Source organism: Blautia sp. NSJ-140, assembly GCF_022868965.1.
Lineage (GTDB): Bacteria > Bacillota > Clostridia > Lachnospirales > Lachnospiraceae > Blautia_A.
The window spans coordinates 182,961-207,217 of the sequence record NZ_JALIFS010000003.1 but is presented as its reverse complement, the minus strand read 5'-3'; the positions used below and the strand labels follow the sequence as shown (position 1 = coordinate 207,217).

15 protein-coding genes are annotated in these 24,257 nt (G+C 37.1%); 2 read left to right on the top strand and 13 right to left on the bottom strand.

Translation table 11 applies throughout. The annotated features are described in order from the left end of the window. Positions 1-133: 133 nt before the first annotated feature. From MUB50_RS05285 to MUB50_RS05265, 5 genes are read right to left on the bottom strand one after another with little or no spacing between them, the layout of a single operon-like run. Positions 134-5,290 (bottom strand): protein kinase domain-containing protein, encoded by a 5,157-nt coding sequence (locus tag MUB50_RS05285; protein ID WP_118624724.1) that lies wholly within the window; start codon positions 5,288-5,290, stop codon positions 134-136. 20 nt (positions 5,291-5,310) lie between these two features. Then, positions 5,311-10,641: a protein kinase domain-containing protein gene (locus MUB50_RS05280; protein WP_182433969.1), complete on the bottom strand. Its 5,331-nt coding sequence runs from the start codon at positions 10,639-10,641 to the stop codon at positions 5,311-5,313. Positions 10,642-10,662: 21 nt separating this feature from the next. Beyond that, positions 10,663-11,469 (bottom strand): PP2C family protein-serine/threonine phosphatase, encoded by an 807-nt coding sequence (locus tag MUB50_RS05275; RefSeq protein ID WP_118624728.1) that lies wholly within the window; start codon positions 11,467-11,469, stop codon positions 10,663-10,665. Then, positions 11,456-12,145 carry a hypothetical protein gene (locus tag MUB50_RS05270; protein WP_118624730.1) on the bottom strand — a complete coding sequence of 230 codons (690 nt, stop codon included), beginning with the start codon at positions 12,143-12,145 and terminating at the stop codon, positions 11,456-11,458. The genes MUB50_RS05275 and MUB50_RS05270 overlap by 14 nt, the downstream gene beginning before the upstream one ends. Before the next feature lie 42 nt (positions 12,146-12,187). After that, positions 12,188-14,164: a hypothetical protein gene (locus MUB50_RS05265; RefSeq protein ID WP_118624732.1), complete on the bottom strand. Its 1,977-nt coding sequence runs from the start codon at positions 14,162-14,164 to the stop codon at positions 12,188-12,190. Positions 14,165-14,484: 320 nt separating this feature from the next. On the opposite strand from MUB50_RS05265, the gene MUB50_RS05260 reads away from it, so the two are divergent. Both MUB50_RS05260 and MUB50_RS05255 read left to right on the top strand, forming a co-directional pair. Further along, positions 14,485-14,646 carry a hypothetical protein gene (locus tag MUB50_RS05260; protein ID WP_182433970.1) on the top strand — a complete coding sequence of 54 codons (162 nt, stop codon included), beginning with the start codon at positions 14,485-14,487 and terminating at the stop codon, positions 14,644-14,646. Further along, the gene (locus MUB50_RS05255) at positions 14,643-15,731 is read left to right on the top strand and encodes a WG repeat-containing protein (RefSeq protein WP_118624734.1); all 1,089 of its coding nucleotides are present in this window, start codon (positions 14,643-14,645) and stop codon (positions 15,729-15,731) included. The genes MUB50_RS05260 and MUB50_RS05255 overlap by 4 nt, the downstream gene beginning before the upstream one ends. A gap of 234 nt (positions 15,732-15,965) precedes the next feature. Here the strand turns inward: MUB50_RS05255 and MUB50_RS05245 are convergent, their stop codons facing one another. The 8 genes from MUB50_RS05245 to MUB50_RS05210 all read right to left on the bottom strand — a co-directional run bounded on the left by MUB50_RS05245 (position 15,966) and on the right by MUB50_RS05210 (position 24,036). Next, positions 15,966-16,250, bottom strand: coding sequence for a hypothetical protein (locus MUB50_RS05245; protein ID WP_118624738.1), 285 nt, complete (start codon positions 16,248-16,250; stop codon positions 15,966-15,968). Positions 16,251-16,459: 209 nt separating this feature from the next. Then, a complete protein-coding gene (locus MUB50_RS05240; RefSeq protein ID WP_118624742.1) occupies positions 16,460-16,861 on the bottom strand; it encodes a hypothetical protein in 402 nt (133 codons plus the stop codon). Between the two features lie 56 nt (positions 16,862-16,917). Then, positions 16,918-17,637, bottom strand: a complete 720-nt coding sequence (locus MUB50_RS05235) for a hypothetical protein (RefSeq protein ID WP_118624744.1) — start codon at positions 17,635-17,637, stop codon at positions 16,918-16,920. Between the two features lie 374 nt (positions 17,638-18,011). Continuing rightward, complete coding sequence (locus MUB50_RS05230; protein WP_147419614.1) at positions 18,012-18,551, bottom strand: hypothetical protein; 540 nt, start codon at positions 18,549-18,551, stop codon at positions 18,012-18,014. A 263-nt stretch (positions 18,552-18,814) separates the two neighbouring features. Beyond that, complete coding sequence (locus MUB50_RS05225) at positions 18,815-19,267, bottom strand: hypothetical protein (RefSeq protein ID WP_118624750.1); 453 nt, start codon at positions 19,265-19,267, stop codon at positions 18,815-18,817. 148 nt (positions 19,268-19,415) lie between these two features. Further along, positions 19,416-21,932: a hypothetical protein gene (locus tag MUB50_RS05220; RefSeq protein WP_118624752.1), complete on the bottom strand. Its 2,517-nt coding sequence runs from the start codon at positions 21,930-21,932 to the stop codon at positions 19,416-19,418. Beyond that, entirely contained in the window at positions 21,925-22,185 is a 261-nt protein-coding gene (locus tag MUB50_RS05215) for a hypothetical protein (protein ID WP_118624754.1), read from the bottom strand. The genes MUB50_RS05220 and MUB50_RS05215 overlap by 8 nt, the downstream gene beginning before the upstream one ends. A 207-nt stretch (positions 22,186-22,392) precedes the next feature. Then, complete coding sequence (locus MUB50_RS05210; RefSeq protein WP_118624756.1) at positions 22,393-24,036, bottom strand: hypothetical protein; 1,644 nt, start codon at positions 24,034-24,036, stop codon at positions 22,393-22,395. Positions 24,037-24,257 lie beyond the last annotated feature (221 nt).

Below are 24,257 nucleotides of genomic sequence, written 5' to 3'. Positions count from 1 at the left end.
TTTTGGACTTCGTTGGATGAATTTTGAACACGGAATATCCAATGGTTCCTGTTAAGGCGCAATCCCCGTGTCATGAAATTTTATAAACATGGGGATTGCGCTGTTCTTGAAGAACCATTGCCAACGGATACTTTTATTTTTCATCCGTGATTGCACCATATGTTTTGAAAATACTTTTATCCTCATTTGACAAGTTTGACTCAGAGTGAAGTTTTTCTAATTTTAAACCTTGAATTTTTAATCCCGGAACGCAATGCAATGTACAAATGGGGGTTAATATCATCGATTTATTTGCCTCTGGATGCGGTAATTTCCATATTTTTACAGTTCCATCGGCAGATGCCGTTATTATTCTATCTTCTTGTGGGGCAAAATCCACATATGTTATAATATTTTGATGGCCATTATATTTTTTATAATGAGAACAATGTATCATATTTATAACTCCAGAATTTTCTTTTTTCCATGAGCCTAATATCCTATATGTAGTTTGCCAGTCGTTTGCTCGATATATTTTTATATTTGGGGTTCTAGTAGTTGAAGTAATATAATTGCCTTGTTTGCTGGTGAATATTTCTGTCCCATAGATGCCATTGCAATAGGACCGGTTTAATACGGCTAAGCATTGTTCAGTGTTCCTGTTTAACACTTCTAAATATGCCATATTTTCTACTAAATATAAAAAATCATTATTAAAATCAACATGAACTGCGATTGTACACTTTTCATTGTGTTGAAATAATTGATGTCTTTTAGATTCGTAATAAGGTGAAGTAAAATCGCAAGTCATCGTTTTTATAAATTTTCCGGTATCTGAAGAATATATTTCTAAGGAACCAGAAAAAGTTCCTACCAGAATAGTTTTTCCAGCACTATCATAAAATGTAGCGCAGATTATACCCATTTTATCTCCAGCTAATTTAATTTTGTTTTTTTTATCAAAATTATATATTGCCACAGATGATATATGTTTGTTATATCCAATTCCTAGCAGATAATCTCCATTTGCACTATATGTCAATCTAAGTATTGCGGCATCATGCATCCAAAAAGTATACAGGTAATTCGCTTTCAGTGAATCACACTCAAATTCATACAAAAAAACTCTTCCGTCTATAAGAGAAACTGCCAGCTGTTGTTTTGCTTCATGATATGCCATGTTTGAAGTACATAATGGAAAATTGTCAATTGTTTTTAGACATTTCCCTGACTTGGAATCCCAGATTAAAATACTATTAGTTCTTCCACTAGTAACAATATATTTTCCATTTTTTATAAAAAGAGCTGACGCTATACCCTGGAAACCCATTTTATTAAAGGTTCCAATACATTGCATTTTTTTTGTATCCCATAATTTGGCACTATGATCTGCTGATCCTGTTATAAGGTATGATGAGTTTGCGTTTTGAAATTTCGTAGTATGTGAAATGCTCGCAATGTGTTCTTCCCTTTCTAAAAAGCGCAGTTCGTGGTTCTTATCGTAATCATCATAATCCAGAAAAATTAGTTGACCACTTGCAAAAGAAACTGCAATAACAGAGTCATTTTGAACAAACTTTGCAGAAGAAATAAATCCTTTGGCATCAAGATTAATAGAATGCAACAATACTGCTTTTTCCCAATCATCTGATATTGAAAAAACGTGTATTGTGCCACATTCCATTGTTGTGACCGCCAGTAGATTGTGTTTATTAGAAAAATCCATGCTTACAATTTCATTGCTCAACGCATAATGTTCTAATTCAATTTGAAAAGAAGTTCTTATGTTGATGTTCCATACTTGGATCGTGAGGACTTTGTCCGATATTCCGTTTAATAAAAACCTCTTTCTTGTTGCCATAGCAAAGTGCTCATTATCTGATGAAAAACAAAGGAGATCGAAGCCTCTGCAAAAATCGCTTATATAATGATATGCCGTATAGTTTAGTACATAAAAATTTTTAAAAGTTGCTGTATCATACAATCTGGCTTTTTTCTTATAAAATGCCAAAACAAGATATCTTCCATCAGGGCTAAAGACAGCATTGTATGAATTAAACCTTTTTACAACCTCGAAAGTATGGATATCTAAAATTTCAGTTTTCTTACGGGTAGAAACTGCAATATACTTCTCGCTTGTAGAAAGGTTATATATTGTGGCACGATATTTTTTTATCGTTTTGATGTAAGTGCAAGTTTTGCGGTGCCATAGAGACAGCGTTCCATCTTCTCCTGCTATAAAAACGTAATCACCAGATTTTGAAAAAGCAGTTTTATAAATTTCCCCACAATTAATTTCTGAAACCAAATTATTAGAATTAACAAGACACCCAGTCATATTTACGTCGTTTATATCAATATCATTGAAATAACAGTTACGTAAATCAAGACAGGACAAATCTAATCCATTCAGAGTATGCCTGGAATAATATATGATTTTTAATAAATTTTTCACGCCATATCCGACCACGTCATTATTTGGATAAAAATAATTACGATACAAATTTATTACGTTGATTATTAAAGCCCGAATTCCATTAGCAGGCGTGATATCTTTCCATTCTTTTCCATTTTTTTCAGGAAGATTAAGATGCTCTTTCGCTATCTCTCCAATATAATGAATAACACTTTGGCTGAGCAGGCTGTCATTAATATTCATTAAATATTGCAAGCAGGCTGCTTGATTTAAACCATTTTTTGAAATGAATACAGCCATTTTCATATCTGTAATAATCTTCATCGCAGCAAAAAAATCCCTGATGTGCTGATGAATAAAGCTGTAGTTTTGGTCAGTGGCATATAATATGCCTAAAGAATACACGCAGTATCTTGCAATCACTGCTGCATAGTCATGCATAGGCTCTTCTAAATCAAGCATCTGTTCTGCATAGGTTTTTGTATTTGGAACAGCATCTTCTCCTGAAAGATAATCTTTGAAATACATTCTGCCATATTTACCACAGATATCTGTTTCCTTCTCTCCCTTTAGGACAGAATCTATCACTCGCTTGAATGTGGAAAGGTCAACTGTATACAGATCATTTTTTTCCATATACCATCCCAGTTCCGGCAGCAGGAAGTCCAGGATGAACCATTGCATTTTCTTGTCAATACAATTGGTATTATAACTATCTCCAGCTTTTTTATGATCCGCACTTATTTCTATGATGCGGTTACGGGCTGTGTATTTTAGACCACATTCACTATAAAAGGAATATAAAATTTCTCCAGGGGTAGAGACATCTCCATGATCATATAACTGACTGTAAAACTTCAGGAATAATGGGACTTTCAAAGTTTTCATGAGGCGGCTGTTGTTTTTAATTTCATCAAAAGAAATGCCATAGGATGTTAAATAATTTTCTATCATATCAGGGCTGAGTCCTGTTAAATAAAGGCGTTTAAAGAAATCATCCAGAGCAGGCAGTGTTTCATCAGCCCTGCTGGTAATAATGGCTGTGATATTCTTATGCTTTTCTAAAAGTTCCTTGATTTCTTCAACAATCAATTCTGAAGGAGTTCCCAGATACTTGCCTTCTTCTGTAGACAGCTGTTTCTTTGACACTTCATTTAATCCATCCAAAAGTAACAGATACTGCGTATGACCTTCACCGGCACGCAGAAGCTGCTCAACACTTTCCAGGATGGAAGTATCTTCTCTTTCCATGATTCGTGACATTTCTTCAGCATTTTCAGAAAGAAGGTATCGTTTGTCCACAGAGCCAAGCAGCATATACAGATACCTTTGAATAAAAGTCGAATGGGAAGCATGATACGCGCTGCAGTAGTCTGCCGGGGCTTTGGAAAGTTCAACAAATAAAGGAATTATGTTTTTTCCATTTTCTTCTGGGTGGTAGGCATTATCCCTGTAGGTGTCTTCCATAATAGAGTTTAGAGCAGTGGTTTTCCCTATACCGCCCTCTCCAATCAGATACATATTATGAAGAGTTTCCTTATGGGCAAGAATTTCGGACAACGGTTTCACATCAGTAGTATCTTCTGGATCAGCAGATACGCGGATTGGAAAAACAGTCATATGGGAAGAATGGACTGATAATGGCATAATTTTCTTATTAATAACAAGATCTGCAAAACGACGGCCTTGCTTCTGATTTTCTTGATACCATAATTTTCCGGCTTTCCATGCAGTTTCCGGTTGTAGGAATCTGTTTGCCTGACGTTGCCGTTGGAAATTCGCAGCCCCGCTATGGATAATATTCCGGGATGGGAGACTAATGTCTGACGACATCTGTGATCTGCCTGGCTGTGCCACTGCTTTTCGGGAAGAATAATAGTTATCCCTGGTTGCTCCAGGGACATAATCCGGATTTTTCATCAGCCGACACAAATCTTCCTTCATCTCTTCTGCTGTCTGGTAACGGAAATCAGGATCATATTCACAGACGTTTGACAAAATTTTTTTCAGGCCTTCCGGGACCTCTGATTCAAGCTCCGGAAGTTTTTTATCATCTATTCTCTGCTCATAATGACTGTGAATCGGAACGGTATCTGCCAGTTCATAAAGAACCAGGCCTAACGAATAAATATCACAGCGGTGGTCAACGCTTGCATTTCCATTTGCCTGTTCAGGAGCCCAGTAATTCCGGGTACCTTCCTGGAAAAATTGAGGGTAATTCTCTTCTCTTGCAATTCCAAAATCACCAAGACAATAGTGTTCATTAAACCAGAAAATATTTTCAGGTTTAATATCTTGATGGAATAAATTATTTTTATGTATCCAAATAAGGGCATCACAAAGGTCTATACCGATAGTAAGGATCTTTGCAAGATTTTCTGGCTCTTTTTGAGGCATCGCTTGTTTTCGATATTTATAAGTACCAACCATATCCGTCATGCATTTTGCAAGCGGCATTACAATCGCATAATCTACGCCGATCCTGTTAAACCTGTCGCATTTCCATGAAAGACGTGTAGCAGTTCCGGTAAAGGGGATTATATTGGCATTTATATTGGAAATATTATTAGAACTTCTTAATTTTGCCCAGTTGGATATTTCACGGAAAACATTGTTGCCAATGCGAATATCCCTTTCCACCATATCATTCAGCCTGGTCATTTCATCATTCAGATTTTTTGTATTGCATTTTTTTGTAACACAGCAGATCAGTTTTACAGCGTTGTTGTTTATTTGATAAACAATTGTCCGTCCACCGGATCCGGTACCAAGCTCTTTAATAGTATCGGTTCTGAAAAAATCTTTCACTGCCTCCTGTTTTGCCTTCCGTATTGCTGATTTTTCACCATCTTCAAATTCTTTCAAAGAATAATTATAATTTATTTTTTCAAACATATCGTGCTACCTCATAATTGTTAATGAAAAACAGCCCCATATACTTTCAACATATTCAAATCATGTTCGGTTAAGGTTGATTCTGCATGTAAATTATCGATTACAGTGTTTTTTACTTTAAGGCCTGGTACGAATTCTATAGAATGTAAGCATTGCGGCAACATGTTATACTGTCCTTCTGCTCCTTCTGTGTCGCAGGTTAAATCCCATATTTTTACAGTTTTATCATGGGAAGTGGTTAATAATTGGTGTTTATCGGGACTGAATTCCATTCCTGTTATTGGCTGCGTATGGCCTTCTTTCGTGTTGTAGATTAAACGGTAAAATTTGTTGGCAAATTCCTTATCTTCAAACCTCCATGCACCTCTTATGTTATATTTGCATTTCCAATCTTTAATATTATCGGAAAAACATAAGTCGAAAGAATCCGTTTTCTGTATGTCAGACATTCTGAAAATTTTTATATTTGGACCACATGTTGAAAAAGCAATGTAGTCACCATCGGATGATATCGCTAAATTATAGGCCTCCGCATTAAATGCCTTTAAAATAGCAAGACACTTTTTGGTAAAAGTACTCCATAATTCAACTCGTCCTCCATTTCGAGCAATATATAAATATTTGCCATCCGAGCTGTACTCAATAGCTACAACACGTTTCATAGGTCGTTCTCCTGCAATGTTTTCTGACTCTTTGTAAAGCCTGTGGAGAATGTTTTTTCTATAAGGTTCATAATATGCATGGTCAATTTTTTTAAATGATCCAGTGTAGGAATCTAAGTATCCTATTGAATCAGCATTTCGCAGACTTACAAGAACGGTATCTCCACCAGGGGTAAATGATGCGCCCATTCCCCTGAATGAATAATCTATGGATAAATGCGTTGTGTTTTGTGGCATCTCCTGAGTTTGTTTTATAGTATCTGTACATATCCTGCTTATTTTATTCAAAACAATCAATTTTTTAGATGGGATATCATAGATACATAAAAACTCACCCAGATAAGAAAGCGTTAAGAGTTTATTACCATCAGGGCTGAACTTAAATTCGCTGATATAAGTATCCATCATTTTTACTGTTTCCTGATGAGCAAAAATGCCATTCAGATAACGGTACAGTGCAACAGATCCATTATCCAATACAACTGCAAGCTGCTTAGTTTTTTCATGATACGATACTTTCCATGTCTCTTTCCATGTGTAATGTTCTAAGGTACCAATTCTATCAACATATTTACCCGTGGCTGGATCAAAGATTTGCAGTTCCCTGCTGTTGCCTGAAATAACAATATATTTTCCATTTAGAATGTAACAAGCAGATAAAGTCGAGCTTATATCTCCTTTATGTAGTAAAGAAATACACTTTTTGGTTCGTAGATTCCATATTTTTACTTTACAGTCACTGGAGCCTGTTAATACATAACTCGTACTATTATGGACATATTCAGAAATACTGTTTATAGAATCGTCATGTCCCGTCAGGTGCCAGCAATTATTACTAATATCTTGAGGAGAATTTAATAATGTTTTAAAGTTACATAGAAACAGGTTTCCATAGTTACTTCCGATTAACACATATTGTCCATTTGATACGAATTGAATACAAGTTATTTGTGATATTTCGTAATCCAGAGCACTCATAAGTTGTACATTTTGAATCAAGTGCGTATTCCCTGTATTCTGATCAAATTCATACAATTTAATAATATAAGATAAACAATCTACAGCCAATAGATATTTTCCATCGGGGCTGAAAGCAATACCAGTGTTTCCATAATCACTTTCGTCAATATCAGTTATATGCATACCGTTTTTTGTGGACCATAATTCTATAGTCCTTTTTGATTGAAAAGAAACGTTAAGTGTAAAGTAATTACTATCGGGAGAAAAAACATACTTTGAGAAATTTGGGATGCCATCTATATAAGAGTTCCTGACAGTATGTGATAATTTTTTTATCAAAGAAATTTCGCCATCATTTATACTCACTAGCCGTGCTTTTTTCATATGATACAACAAAAGAAGATATTTTCCATTAGGGCTAAATAACCCATAATAAGCGTTGAATTTTCTTTTTACTTCATACGTATGAATGTCAAGGATTTCTACATATGAACTTGTTGAAACAGCAATATAATTTTGTGACATAGAAAGACTGTTGATTGGACAGTCATATTTTTTTACGTCTTTAATACATTTTGCTGTTTTCAAATGCCATAATTTCAACTTTCCATCACGTCCACCAGTAAAAACATTTTTTCCAGAAGGCGAAATTAATGCTCTTGTAATAACGCCATCATGTCCACTCGGAAATAAAGTTTCATGGTAGATAAGAGAATCTGATAAATCAGCATCATATAATTCGATACCATTGAGCGAACAATTTCTTAGATCCAGAGCTTTTAAATCCGTTGCAGCTAAAGTCTTTCTTGCTGTGTACATGATTTTCAAAAGATTCCAAACCCCATATTCTGTGCTGCCTTGATGCGGAAAATAATTTCGAAATAAATCCAATATACTGGTTACTAAAACACATCCATTATCTGAAAAATAGATATTGTCGGAGTTTTTTGCCTTTATATTCCATTTTCCATTAACAAAATCTGGTGCATTTTTATATTCACCCAGTATTTCCCCTATAAACCGGATAACATCTTCACTCAGCAAATCTTTATTCAAGCAATTTAAACATTGACGCCCTTTTTCTTTGTCATTGTCCAAGCAGTTTATATAGTAAGCCATTTTCATATCTGTAATAATCTTCGTTGCAGCAAAAAAATCCCTGATATGCTGATGAATAAAGCTGTAACTTTGATTATTGGCATACAAGATACCTAAAGAATAAACACAATACTTGGCTATCATAGATGCGTAATTATCATCAAGAGGCCCTCTTAAGTTAAGTAACTGTTTTGCATATGTCTGCGTATTTGGAGCAGGATCTTCTCCTCTCAGATACTCTTTAAAAAATTTCCTTCCATATATACCACAGATATCTGTTTCCTTTTCTCCCTTCAGGACAGAATCTATCACTTGTTTGAATGTGGAAAGGTCAACTGCATACAGATCATTTTTCTCCATATACCATCCCAGTTCCGGCAGCAGGAAATCAAAAATAAATCCCTGCATTTTTTCATCAAGAGAATTGGTCTCATATCCGTCTCCTGCTTTTTGACGGTCCATCTTGATTTCAGCAATCCGGTTGCGGGCAGTATACTTGGTGCTGCGTTCACTGAAAAATGAGTAAAGAATCTCTCCCGGTGTAGAAATATCTGCCGTGTTATACAGTTCTCCATAAAGCTTCAGGAAAAGCGGGATTTTTAATGTTTCCATAAGCCGACTGTTTTTATTGACCTGTTCAGAGGAAATCTTACATCCGTCCAAATATTCTTTAATAATATCTTCGCTGACACCGGTTAAAAAAAGGCGTTCAAAGAAAGCATCCAGATCACTCAAAGTCTCATCCGCTCGGCTTGTGATAATAACAGTAATATTCTTATGTTTTTCCAGTAGTTCTTTTATTTCCTCCACAATCAGTTCTGACGGAGTACCAAGGAAATCTTTTTCTTTCGTAGAAAGCTGTTTCTTAGAGACCTCATTTAACCCATCCAGAAGCAGGAGATACTGTGTATGTTCCTCATCCGCACGCAGAAGCTGATCAATGTTTTCCATAATGGAAGTATCATCTCTCTCCATAATTCTTGACATTTCTTCAGTATTTTCAGAAAGAAGGTATTGTTTGTCTACAGATCCAAGCAGCATATACAGATATCTCTGAATAAAAGTTGAATGGGAAGCATGATACGCACTGCAGTAATCTGCCGGGGCTTTGGAGAGTTCAACAAACAAAGGGATTATATTTTTCCCATTTTCTTCTGGGTGGTAGGCCTTATCTCTGTAAGTGTCTTCCATTATAGAGTTTAGAGCAGTGGTTTTTCCTATACCGCCCTCTCCAATCAGATACATATTATGAAGTGTTTCAGGATATTTCAGAACTCCAGACAACGGTTTCAAGCCTACAGTCTCTTCCGGATCTGTAGACACGTTAATTGGGAAATTAATCGCATTGGAAGAAACTGCAGATAATGGCATAATAGTCTTGTCAATATTAAGACCTGCAAAACGGCAACCTGTTCTCCGGCTTTCTTCATACCATAATTTCCCGGCTTTCCATGCAGTTTCCGGTTGAAGGAATCTGTTCGCTTGGCGCTGTCGTTGGAAATTTGCAGGCCCACTTCTCATAATATTCCGGGATGGGAGACTAATGCCTGACGACATCTGTGATCTGCCTGGCTGTGACGTTGCTTTTCGGGAAGAATAGTAGTTATCCCTGGTTGAGCTAGGAACATAATCCGGATCTTCCATCAATCTGCATAAATCTTTCTTCATTGCTTCTGCTGTCTGATAACGGAAATCCGGCTCATATTCACAGGCGTTTGACAGAACTTTCTTCAGGCCTTCCGGGATATCTGATTCAAGCTCCGGAAGTTTTTTATCATCTATTCTCTGCTTATAATGATTATGAACCGGAACGGTATCTGCCAATTCGTAAAGAACCAGTCCCAGCGAATAAATATCGCATCGGTGATCAACTGACGATCCATTTGCCTGCTCTGGAGCCCAGTAATTCCTGGTACCTTCCTGAAAAAACTGAGGACTATCTTCTTCTCTTGCAATACCGAAATCCCCCAGGCAGTAATTATCATGATACAAAAAAATATTTTGTGGCTTGATATCCTGATGGATAAGTTTGTTTTGGTGCATCTGCATCACAATAAGAGCATCACAGAGATCAATACCGACAGTAAGGATTTTGGTAAAATCTTCTGGTTGTTCTTTTGGAATATCCTGTTTCTGAAACTTATAAGTATCCATTTCATCAGTCAGGCATTTTGCCAAAGGCATCTGAATTGCATAATCTACCCCAATTCTGTTAAAGCTGTCACATTTCCATGAAAGACGTGTGGCAGTTCCAGTAAAAGGGATTATATTAAGCTTACCTGCAGTATTGTCAGTTATGCTGCTTAATATGGTCATGTTTATCATTTCACGGCAGAAATTTTTGTTAATATTAAGGTTTTCTGCAATTAAGCAATCTAATTCCGTCATTTTGCTGTTCAGGTTTTCACCGTTACATTTTTGGGTAACCCCACAAATCAGTTTTACCGCATAATGGTTTACCTGATAAACGATTGTCCTGCCACCAGATCCGGTTCCGAGTTCTGTAATGGTATCAACTTTGAAGAATTCTTTCACAGCTTCCATTTTTGATTTCCGGACTGCTTTTCTCTCGTTTTCATCTTTTATTTCTGTCAAAGAATAATTGTAGTTTTTATTTTCAAATACTCCCATATCATTCTTCCTCATGTTTTTTTAATATATTTTAATTTGTATCACTGAAAGGTCATCCTGTGAGCCAGAGGAACTGGCAGAATAAAGTAATGGCACAGTTGCAAAAAGTTCTGTATTTTTTTGTATAACCGCCCGAATAGCATAGTTACTGCATACGGAAGAAATCCCATCGGTCATCAAAAAAATCATATCATCCTGTTTTAGTGTAATCCATGTGGTTTCTAATGGATGAAACTCATAGCCATATGCATCCATTCCAATGAAAGCTGTTAATTTGTTAAGATCTGACTTGTACCGTGGGTCATCTTTGGAATACAGTCCATTTTTAACTGATAACGCCGCTTTAGACTGATCTTCTGTCATCTGGAAAAGGATTTTATCCCGGTATAAATATCCCCTGGAATCACCGGACCAGAAAAATTGTGCCGATTCTTTTTCACGATCCAACACGCAGACTGCTGCTGTTGTGCCAAGAATCATATGAGGACTCCGGATAATCCTGTTATTGGCTGTTTGAAAAGCATCCGAAATCATGCAGGATACTTGTTCCGGAGAAAGCTTGTCATTTAGTTTCATATGTACGTTATAGAATTCTTCTGCTGCATACAGGGAAGCATATTCCCCATAAGGACCGCCGCCCATCCCATCAAATACTGCAAACAGGCTGTACCGGCAACGGTTGGTGGCTGTAAAGGAAAAAGAATCCCTGTCTGTGTCGCATTCCTTTTTATAATGGGAGCCAATGAGGAAATTGTCTTCATTATTTTCATGGTTAGTTCCTCTGCATGTTTCACCAGCAGCAGAAAAAGAAAGTTTATAATTTGGCATATAAGATAAATGATCCTCCTACTATAAATATATATTTATCATCATAAATAAAACGGTATGTTTTAGCATTTTCCAGCAATAATTCATTTTCAAGAGAGATCAGGACGTTATCATCATTAATCAAGAAAAAATTATTTCGAACATCTTCAGAAGTATCCAACTGGTATGCTTGTTTCGATTCATTATAACTGAATGTAAGAAAATCATATGGAACGTCATCCAATTCTATTTCCCTCCCCATACCACTTCCGTTGATTCTGATGGTCTCGGTTTGCATGAAATAAAAATCCCAGTTATTTTTATGGGCAGATAAAAACATAAATACTACAGGAAAGATTTTTTCAGGATCTGCAGGATCTTTTCGCATAAATGAAAACACATTAGGTAAATTTCTTTCCATGGAAATGGGAAAAGTTTCCTCAAAAATACTATGATTATTGAATTGGGTTGGAAGTTCGTTCAAATACTCTGTATAATATAGGTTTTGATAGAGATAAGTGATTCTTCCTTGGCTTATTTGCATATCCATGTTTTGTAGTGCAGAATATGGACGGAAAGATATGTTTGTTTCATATTCCAGGTCTTTCTTTTCAAGGATATACGATTTTCCCTCTTTGAAATAGTCAGACTCATTATAATAAGCAAAATCTCCATCAAAAATGCAAAGATAACTCATAAACTAGTTTCTCCTTTTAAAAAATATGATATTTTTCTAAAATTATATTAAATATTTTCTGAAATCGTTATCTTTTAAATAAAAAGATGTTTTCCTTACCAAAAAATCAAACATTACATTTTCCGGATACAGAGAAAGTAACTCCTTAGAATAACGGAATGACATTGGGCGTACAATCTGTAGTTTCTTTAAACAAATGGTTTTTTCAGCAGGTTCAAGGGGTTTCTTAGTTTTGCGTCGTTGATTTTTTATCACATACCTGAAATTCACTTTGATTACAAATAGATTTTGACATGCATTTGATTCAGGATTTGGTCTGGATTTTCTAACTGCTTTGTCTGTACTGGTAAGTATCCTTTTTAAACTTTCGTTATCTGCTCCTGCCAGAGGTTTAAATTGAAGAATATCGAAACTTTTTGTTGGATATATAACAGCAGCTACAGAAATAGATCTGATCCAGCCATACCTCCGCAAAGATTTCATAGCGGTAATAGCATCTGTGAAATCCATATATTCCTTATCATATTTAGAAGGATAATTTGAAAAACGTTGAAAAGCAGATATTGCTTCAGAGAAATCCTGCTTTGTAATTCCATAACAATTGCTGTAAACACTTGTAAATTGGTCAATAAGATCTTGGGATGACACTTCGCATATATATCCAGTAGTATTATCAGATGCTGTCATAACAATGTTTTCAATAAAATTTCTTGCATACAAAGGAGGTTCCTGTGCCAGATTAAGAAGGTTGTTGATTCCTGCTTTACTGCAATTTAATATGAGCCCCATAGTAATAATGTCATTGCGGCTGAAAATACGTTCCATATGTTTGTGAATTGGCTCGGGGACTGTTTCCTGCTTTTTAGAATTTTTTTTCTGCTTTTTTGGTCTTTTTACAATTCCGAATGCGGCATATAACAAATTACTTAGACTGGACGGCCACTTGTCAATCTCACCCTTTGGAGTCGAGTGTGTTCCGTTAGTTTTTGCGGAAAATCGTAGAGCACTGTTTGTCAAAGCACGAATAGAATTCTGAGAGGCATCAAGTTGGTTGTTTTTGCAAATGCAGTATTTATCAGTAAACAGTATTGCAAGATTTCCATTTAACATATTGTAAGAGGAAATAAAATGCGGAACATACTTTTTAAAATATTCAATAAAACTGGACTGCTCGAAATTCAAGTTATTGAGTTCATAAAGCAGACTTGTGGTTGATACATCTTCGCTAGTTTCTTTATTTTTTTCGGAATCTATCTCTAGTTGTGCGGTTATTAACAGATGATAGTCTAATTTATCAATGAATTCCTGGGCTGTTGCGAATGAATAACATTTATGTCCAAGCATGAATATGTAGACCATATCCTGCAAAGAGTTCTGTAAGGTGGCACTGGATGAAGTTCCTTTCAAATACAGCTTATGCATACCGGCACATTCCAAAAGTTTATTTGTTTCTTCAAGTGTACATTTTGCCCAGAAAGCTAGTTTTATAACCTTGACTCTGTCATATGGAACGGATCCACCACGCCACTGGTCAATTACATTGCGGGTAAATTTTCCACCACCATAACATTTGGAAGCCATATCGCCAAGAGCCTGCCTTGAAAGAGAAAAATTTTCCAGTGTTTTATTTCGGAAATATCTTTCATAAATAGTTCGATCTTCATCATCAGAAATTGAATCTTCTCCAAATTCGTGATTTACAAATATTTCTCTTTCGTGAAGGTCTGTAATTGAAAAAATATCAGAGATAATTCCTTTTTTTATTGTTTTTCCAGGAATTTGAAGATTATCATCAATTAAGTGATCTACAGCTTTTGCCCATCTTTGAGATGTATCCCAGCAACTGTCTAAAATTTCTTTCTGATAATCTTCAGGGTACATACATTCATTACGGCTGATTATCCCATTCTGAATGGTATCATTAAGTTTTTTTGTAACATCTGGTTTTTGAACTGATATTGCTTTTTCTATAAAAAGATCTTTACAGTATTTGCAATCACACTTATCTTTCGTATTCATACATGATGTTCTCCTCTAATAATCTCTTGTTATACATCGGACAATTACTGCCATTGCATCGATAAGGAACTTCCCTATATTTGTTTGGTGTGGTGTTTGCTGCTCCATAAAGAAGCAACAATTAGAAAGTTGTCACGAATGCTGTAGAATCCTTTCGTATTCATAAGGCTGTCCCTCTTTAAACTTCACATATTGACTATAAGAAATTATACCAGAAAAGCCTCTTTTTGCAAATGTCAGTATGTTATGAAACCAAGAATTTACAAAGCTCTTGACAAATGTTTAAATAGATTAATAAAAGTAACCTAGGAGGATTAGACATGGTAAAGAAAGTTTTAGAATTGCTACTGGCAGAATACGAGGAAGAAATGCCTATGAAGCAGCAGTTTGCAAGTATGCTGATCTGTTTGGCAATCACAGGTCTGTTAATCTGTATCCATGACAGGCAGGAAAAAATAAGATCAAAGGAGCTTACAAAATGATGAAGATGAAAGAAGTCTGGAACTCAATATATCCTTATCTGGAAGACGCAATTGACGAAAAAGATTCTCTTCCTCTTAAAACTCAGATTGTTCTCTCTCTCGTCGTTTTCGGAATATGTATGCTTCTTGCGTATTCATCCAATAAGGCTTATGCAGAGCGTAACATGAACGCTTCAGAAGACTATTCCGGAAGTAAAAATACCATCTCAGATGAAAATAGATTGATTCAATATGGCAATATGGGAGCCTATCTGCAGCAAAATGGTGAGCGTATATCTGACTATTACCCAATAATTGAAGAAAATTTTGATAGCGACATGCTTCGGATAATAGGTTCTAACGGATTATATGGTTATATTTCTAAATATAACGGTGAGGAATTAATCAAGCCAAGTTTTCAGGAAGCAACTCCTATGAATAAAAATTCTGCTTGTGTTAGCAAAGATGGAAAAAATTATTTTTTCATTGATGAAAAAGGGAAAAGAATAACCCGGGATTACAGGCAGGCATATCCATGGGAAAATCAGGGACAATATGCCAGAGTGGAAACAACAGACGGTTGGGCAATTATTAACAAAAAAGGCGAAATTCTCCTTGACCAATGTACCATGATCAATTCATTGCCCGAGGTAACAGCGGAAGGAACCGCCCTGCGCGACGGAAAAGGGGTACTGTTCCGCATTAATACAGATGGACAATTGGAGACAATATCTGTTGTAATGGAAATACCAGAGGTTTTGGAAATTTCGGAATTACATTACAATAGTTTTGCAATAATAGAAAAAGAGAACGGATATGGGGTGGTTTCTGCGCAAGGGGATATAATTGTCGATCCGGTATACGAAAAGATTACATGGGAAGCAATTCCTTTTGAGGATAATGAGTATGGACACAAAATGATCTTTAAATGCAAAGTTTTAGGCGGACCTTACGAAATCAAAAACTGGGATCCGAGAAAGAAATTGAAAATAAGCAGACAGGCAGCCTTAGAAAAGACTGCCTGTTATATTACTGTATATTCAGATTTGCATACGTGTTATATACCACTGCCCCATCAAGCCAGCGGTTTGGCTGGGAGAAGGTAACAGGTTCTGTATTTTTCAGAAGCTGCCCGTAAAATAGTGCTTATTATATACATACGAAACGGTATTTCTGCTGTACATCAGGATATTTCTCGCGGTTCACTTTGCTCAAAAAATCTTCAACAGGACGAACCCATTCTTTTTCCGGATGAGATACGAAACGGTATGCGACATATTGCTTTTCCTGAAACAGAAAAAAGAACATCTTCGGATGCCCTTTTTTCATAAATACATAGATTAGATTTTTTGCAGATATCTTTCTTTGATCAGCACTATCCCATCCATATGTTCTAAAACAAAACAGAACATCTTCCGACAGGAAGAAGATTCCGGAATGCAACGGTAATTCACCTTATGGGAAATACCACTTTCGTCTCTGACTGTATCTGGCATATTAGGCCACCACAGCTTTGCAGAACTTCTCTTTTTCATAATTTTTCCAATTTCTGTTTCAAAATTTTTAACTTGGAACTTCTTTCCTACAAGTTCCTTCAAAATCTCATTATCACTATTTTTTTTCATTATAAATTTCCTTTCTTATCCACAGTACTCCTCGAACATTACCAGATACCGCACTACTGCTTTTCCAGAAGCTTTTTTCTCTTCTACTCGGATTTCTTTCTGAATGTTTTTGATTTTCTGCTGATACCGTTCACAAGTATTCTTGACGGTATCAGAACGCATATCATGCCGGCATAAAGGGCAGCAAAAGCCTTTGATGTAATCTTTATTCAGTTTTGACCCACAGCCTGTACAGGTAACCAATGCCACCTTAAATGATGAAAAGCTATGTGCTTTGGTATATTCAGCAAGCTTCTCCTGTTCTGCCTGGAGTCTTTTAACAAGATCTGCATATTTTTCGTTGGCTTGCAATTTTCCTTATCATAAAATGGAACAACTACATTCCAGTTCCGGTGCCAGTCATCACGTTCATCCAGAAACTCTTCAGCTGCTTCCCTGTCAGCCAGAGGTTCTGGAACAGAAACTTCATGAATTTTAAACCTGGCCCCGGCATTTGGAAATTCAACCAGATCTGAATTGTTTTTCACACGCCGGTCAATATGTGCGTATGCGGCTGCAATACTTTTCTTTGACATATCATTAATGACAAGACTATCTCTTACCCAAGACATATAAGTTCCTCCTTTGATTTCTCCTGACTATTGTTGATAGCCAGGAGAAAATTACGTTAAATGGCATCCATAATCCGGATATCTTCCGGATCATATCCGAGTTTTTTTGATACTTTTTCAAGACTGAGTCCTTCCAGGTCGTATGTACTCATATATGTATTAAGAGCATATACTTTCTTGATATAATCACCATGGACATGGTCACAGCCTTCCTCATCAGGAACCACATTATTCTGGAAGCGGTCGCACCAGCCACCTTCGTAGCACTGCATACAGCATCCACAGGTGGCAGCAGGAAGAAAATCTTTCTCATCCTCTTCTTCAGAGCCATAATCTTTCTGATACTCTTCATATGCTGCTTCCACACACTGGTACTGTGTTTCACCATTTCCTTCGCAGTATTTTTCATATGCCCATTCAGCATATTCTTGCGACTTATCTTCAGGAACATCGAAATCATTTTCCAGTGTTTCACGCATCCAGTTTGTAACAAACTCAGTATTTGCCTCAGAAAGCTCCTGTGAAGTCAGTTTTGGTTTGATTTCGAAAATCTTCCAGTCATATTTGCAATCAGATCGGTTATACCATGCAGCGTCCTTCTCGATATCGAAGTCTTCTTCACGGTCAAACTCTATCTGATTCCAGTCATCAGGGATCTTTTCTAAACTCATTGCTTCTGCAAGATTGGCTTCCATTTGGCGAAAAGCATCCTTTTCTTCAATATAAGAATCAATCAGGGCCATGTCGCGGTCACAGCATTCCATTAATATAAACATAAAAATTCCTCCGTAATAAATCATTCAATTATTTCATGACAAGTTTCCATATCTACCTCAATCTTATCCCATTTTTTCTGCGTATACCAGAATGCACAGCACAGACATCCTGGATGTGTATCTGGATATTTATTTCTGAATTTTTCAAAGGCCTCTTCTTCATTTGTAGCCTTAACAATCAGATATCCCCGGTAATACGGAAAAATTGGATCTGAGCCAAAAGTAAAATAAAAGTTGTTCATAAAAAATTCCTATCTAATCCATATTTAATTTTCTCTCCTTTCTACTCGGTATATTTAGATTCATTCCTAATATGTAATTCTGAAAAATGGCAAAGAAAAAAGAGAGCCAAAAAGACTCTCTGAAATATGGATTTATTTTTTGAAATACCGCTGAATCGTAGACCACTCTGCGGTTTTAGACGTCCGTATTTCCAGCCATGCTTCTGCATTATCGGAAACTAACATCTGGAAAAGTTCTCTCGCCCTTTGGATATTCGCCGTTTCCGTAGCCGTTGACATGGCATCAAAACGGTTCCGCTTAGATGAGATACGGTAGATTGGATAACCTTCGCTTTCTACGGGCTCAACATCGTATTCGATATCCAGTTCTGGAAAAGCCCTGCAGAGTCTGTCAGAGACTTTCTCCTGTGCTTTCTGGTATGCATCATCCGAATCCACTGCCTTCACGGAAACAGATCCTTCGCATCTTGCTCCGTTAATGGATACTTTAAATTGATAATCAATTAATGGCCGTTCATCTTCTAAAACCTTCCAGTTTCGGAACAATTGTTCCAGTTTTTCTTTCACAGCATCGTAATCATTGCCATAAAAATTAATAGGATTTTCCGGATTATAATCTAGATCTGCATCCCTTTCAGCATTGAGCATTGGGAATCGTAATACACTTTTCATCCAGGAAATCCTCGAAAATATCGATGACCTGTCCTATAAATTCAGCTCTTTCTTCTTTTTTTATCATAATAAATTCCTCCAAAATCAATCATTAAGTTGCTTTCTCTTTGCTACAATTTCAGCTGCTCTTTTGTCATACATTTTTCTGGAGATAGTCTTTTTGTTCCAATATGCATTTCTGACATCCTCCCAGATGCAACTGAGTTCAAAGGAACTCGCAGCTTTCTTGATCTGCGTTCTGTAATTAACCATTGCTCTTCTCCTTAACAATTTCCACCGATAAGTTTCATAACTCCGCCGGTATAATATTTGTCAAACCAGTTCCAGACAGTTTCCTTTTCTGTCCCTTTTGGGAAGATAAACCAGTTGACGGTCTGCTTGTCATCCACAGTAAGTGGGATATTTCCCAGACTCTTCCAGATATCCCGGATTAAGGCATCGAATGAGATATAGCTTACAGCTGCATTTCCGTCCATATCAAAAACAACTACATGGACTGCTTTATTTTTGCTTAGCGGCATAAGCTGAAACAGTGCCCACTGGATACAGTCATCCAGGGATGGAAATTCTTCGTGAAAGGTAAAACTCTCCATTTCTCTGTTTTCTTTTTCCTGAAATTTGGATACAAAAACTTTACAGGAATTATGCCCTTTTCCTGAATATACTGGTAAAAAAGCATGGTTACATGTCTGACCATAGAATTTTTGAAGTTTCATAATAATTTCCTCCATCGATATTTTTAGAATCTAATCCATATTTGTTTTTGGCTCCTTTCTTCGATACATTTAGATTCAGCTTTAATATGTATTCCCCATCTGATTGCAAAGAAAAAAGCCGGGTTTCCCCAGCTTTTTCTTATGTACATCATGAAGCGAAAAAGAAATTTCCAGATACATAGTATCCACCCTTTTCACAGTTACCTCCCAGTGAATCCAGATACTGGTTTCCATTTTTGCTTCTGGAAACATAAATATAAGATGACTTTCGCATATAACCATTTTTTAATGCAATACACCCATAATCCAGAGCCAAAACCAGTTCAATGCCCAGCTTTTCTGCCTTTTCTTTTGCCAGTTCATACAATGCTTCAAAAATGCGGTCTCCCTTTTTACCGGAAAATCCATTTTTATAACATCTTTCCAGGAAAAGAATCAGCTTTTCATCGGAAACGATATCGCCTTTTTCAACGTCTGTAAAGTGCAGAGAAGATGCTTCCTTTGGATTTTTGGAATCCGAACACTTTGTAAGACGCATTAAAGCACGTCCAATAATTTCCCCGTTTTCCGTCACATACACAACTTTCTTATTGGCATCAAAAGTTGCCAGCAAACATTCATTATACATACCGTTTGCATAATGCATACAGGTTCTTGCAGGTTTTACACCGATTTCCATGCTGCTCTGAAAGTCTGTATATTCGGAGATCTTAATTTTTCCGTTTGCAATAGAAAGATTTTCTCTCCAGATAGATTCTAAAGTATCTGTTACAGGGAATCCGATTTCTGACTGGAAATTCTGGTATTTTACCTCGTCAAGCTTTCCGTAAATTTCAGCCTTTGCAAGCAGCAGAATATTTTCAGACTGCTGTGTATGGTTGTATCCCTGATCTTCATAATAGTCATGGCCAATTGATGCATTTCCCTTCAAACAGAAATTCATAAATGATTCTGCATATTCTTCCGGGATCTCCAGCTTTTCTTTCAGCCACTTGCTGTCTTCGTCAAGGTCTGTAAAAGCCTGTTTAAACTTTTCCAGTCCAAGAGCAAACAGTTCCGGCTTCATAAGATTGCGCAGAATAATAGTTACATCCATTCCCGTTTTTGCTGAATCAGCCAGTCTGACTATTTCAGTAATTTCCTTTTCTTTCAGCATAAGATGAAACATATCATTTTTCGCTACATGTTCAATTTGACGGCGTTTGCAGTATTGTTCAAAGGATTCATCAGATAAAGCACAGCTTACTACCTCACAGGCTTCATCAGAAAGACCATTTCCTGATATGCCACCGTGGAACAGCTGCCGGATGCGTCTGAGTTTTTCGTCCACTTTCATAGTGGAATCCAAACTGCTGTAAATTTTCCGGATCCATGCAGGCTGCAGGGTAAGTGCTGCCAGTTCTCCAAAGGTAAAAGTCCCATTCAGATATTCCAGGTCAGCATTGTTCCTTACATACAGATATTTTTCGTCTTTGTCCCTTTTCAGGAGAGTTTCAATATCTGTTTTCTGTAAAGTATTGACATTGCAGAGGCTCCAGAACTTGTCCCTGTAGTAATAAAAGATGGAGTTAAGAGGCAGTTTCAGGAACAGGCCAAGCTGTTCTTCCATCAGCCTCAGGAACGATTTCTTATGTTCCTTAATCGCCATCAATGCGATAGCGGCAAGGTCATCAGAACCTTCTTCCGATCCATAGATACGGTTGATGAGGTCCGTATACCTGTTACCAGTACACACAGCTAGGAAGCAGGCATTGGTTGCAACTGCATTGGAAATTTCGTCCGTGCTAAAACCAGATATGTTCTGAAGAAAGCCTTTTAACAGTTTCAGGTCAAACCTGACGTAAGAAGCTTTTTGAAAATATCCAGATAAAACCATGTCCGGGTCTGAATCCGGATTTTCTTTTGAATATCTTTCACGCAGTTTATTTACGGTTTCTCCGACAATTTCTGCAGACTCACGGTAATCACGTCCGTTCTGCAGCTTAACACTGCTGCAGTAGCCTTTTCCAAAAGCATAAATGCTCAAAGCTCCTGGCTGGCGGAGGATATCCGGAAATTCACAGATATGGGAAGCTTCATTGGAAACATCGAAATCCTTTGGAAGGCTTTCCAAAACATAGTATTTCTCAATACTGTTTTCCAGTTCTTTAAAACTGTCTGCATGACAGCATTCGCCAAGTATAAATTTCCTTGCTTCCCTGGAACAACGTCCTGCATAGAGAATGTCCACTAATTTTTCATGGCCTGTCTTCAGCAGCAGATATAAAAGCTGGACATCCCGTATATTGCAGGAACAGCTCTGATATCCTTCCAACTGAACATAACGTTTGATACAGTCTGCCAGGACATCCGGTTCAAATTCCCAACCAGTTTTCAGAAATTTACCGAGTGGTTCGACATAGTCAGAATCTATCTTTTGATCGGCTGTGAGCAGGTTCAGTACTTCTACTGTTTTTCTGTCAGCCAGCAAAGATACGGAAACTGCCTGCCTTTCACCAGATACATGATATCCAGCATCTGGCAGTTTTGCCTGGAGCAGTTTCATATGCTCCAATGCTGCTGCCTTGTCCCTGATCTGTGTCAGGGCGGATTTTGGCAGGTTCACCTTTCTGGTGTAATCCAGAAATTCCAGGTTCCAAACTGTGTTTTCTAAATATTTATTCATTTTTAGTTTCCTCCATTAATTTACTTACAAAATCCATGAATTCTTTTCTGGTGATATAGTCACTGTCGTAACATTCCAAAAAGAAATTTGTGCATTTACGGAATACCTTTTTGGTTACAGGAATCATTGCACTCAGATTCCGGTATGCGTCCAGAATTGCAATGACGGTTAAATCTTTAGAATAACCGCTTACATAAGACGGCATTTTCTTAGAGAGAATATCCAGTCTTTCTGCGTCTGAAAGTCCATTCAATTCAGCATCCAGCTTTTCTCTAATAGCATTCAGATTTTCACGTTCCTTGTTTTTTCTATTTTCCTCTTCCAGTTCTTTTTTCTTCTGAACATACGCTTCATATTCTTTTTCGGAGAGATAATCCTGGCGAAGAACATTCAGAGCATTATAATTTCTGGCTTCAAGAGCCTTGTACCATTTTGCACAAATCTCTTCCCCAATGATTTTTCAGCTTTGTCCGTTTGAAATGAAACCGGCCATTAAATCAGAAAGGGGGCAGATGTCCGGAATCCTTGTGATCAATTCACATATCAATCCCAGCATGGTTTCGCATTCTTCCTCTGAGAATTTACGGAAAAGAACAGGTTTATCTGTTTTATGATAAGCAATGCTTATCACCCAGCTGTCTTTCATTGCCTTTTCCAGATAATCGGCTTCTTTTCCCGTAAATATCCAGTTCCTGCTTTCACAAAAATCTTTCAGGAATGCCAGAAGGTATGGACTGTCCATTTCTCTAAGATATTTTCTTGACTCCATGGAATTGATTTTCACAAATTCAGAAAAATCCAGATATCCGGATTCAAATAAAGGATGCAGTTGCTCTGCAGTGAAATAGGACGCCTGCTGATACAGGAATTCTTTGATATCCTGATCGAAAATATCATCCAAAACAGGTTCTTTCTCTTCCAGTTTCTTCTGGTCCGCAATATATTCCTGAAGAACATGGGCATAAATCTGAACCAGACGTTTTGGGAGCACAGGAAGTGCAGAACCATAATCGGATTCTTTTTTGATCCCTTCCGGATACAGGTACTGCACCAGGCCGCGAAGCCATTCCTCTTCTTCTTTCCTGCTGGCAGAAAGCTTATGGGTACCATTTAGTTCATCCCAGCGTGGTACCTGATTTTGGGCATTGTAAACATCATACCGATAATTATCACTTATTTTCATGGTCAGCAGGTCAAATAAAAGGTATGAGTTCCAAACATTCGGTACCCCAGGCTGGAAGCCTTTCAGCAGGAATTCCCTAATGATATTTTCACCATCGATTTTCTGGGGCATTTTTTGACCGTCAAAATATTCTCTTACAAAGGTCCTTAAACAATCTGTAAAAGAAATTTCTGTTTCCTGATGGAACAGTTCCTGGAACCATCTCTTTAAAAGTCTCCACCATTTGATGGCAGACATTTGCTGAAGATAAGTCCGTTCATTATTCAGAAACCAAATACCAGAATTCAAATTTAAAATATCCATTTCGGTATATCCCAAATTTTTCAGGAACTTTTCATTTTTAGTTTTCACGGGTTCTTCGTACAATGCTGAAAAAACGAGAATCATTTGTCCAAGATCTTTACCGAAAGTCTCTTCGAAATTTGTTTCCATGCAATCTCTAAGAATAGATATCTTCAGATTGCGAAAGAAGGAAATGACAGACATATAAAAGGTGTCATGCTCCAACACTGGTATTTTGGATATGCCTATAATTTCTTCTCTTTTGACAGTCAGTATTTTTTTGATCAATCTTGTCTCAGCTGCCTTATTTTCTTTCCAATAACGGGATCGTTCTTCTTCAAAAAACAGTGATAGAAATTCAAAGAGATCTTCCAGGTTGCTTTCCTTGGCAGATGTAAGTAAAAGAGAGATATCCTCTCCTGTCAGTGTTGCAGGCTCCGAATCCAGATAACTAAAGACCAAGACCTGGTATAACAGGATCAGGTTCTGTTCTTTTACTGCTTTTTCCTTTGCCCGTTTCAGGAAATCTTCCAGCTGGGATCCAATAAAAGTCCCGTCTGTATGATATTTTCCTATTCTGGAAAGACCTTTCATAACAGAGATGTAATCACTGATAGATGTAACTCCCTGCTCTTCCATTCTTTCCAGAAGTTCCCCAGGATACCGGAAATATTGTTTGATATCCTAGTAATCTCCATACTCGCAGTTCATACCGGCAGCTGTCTTGGCAAAGCCAATAATCCCTTTGTAAAGTTTTGTGTCTTCTTTTTTGCTTTTCATAATGTATTTTCTCCTTTCATCAAAAAAATTTCTTTGCATATTCCGCAAGAACTGCGCATCCGTTCCAGAGGAACGGAGCG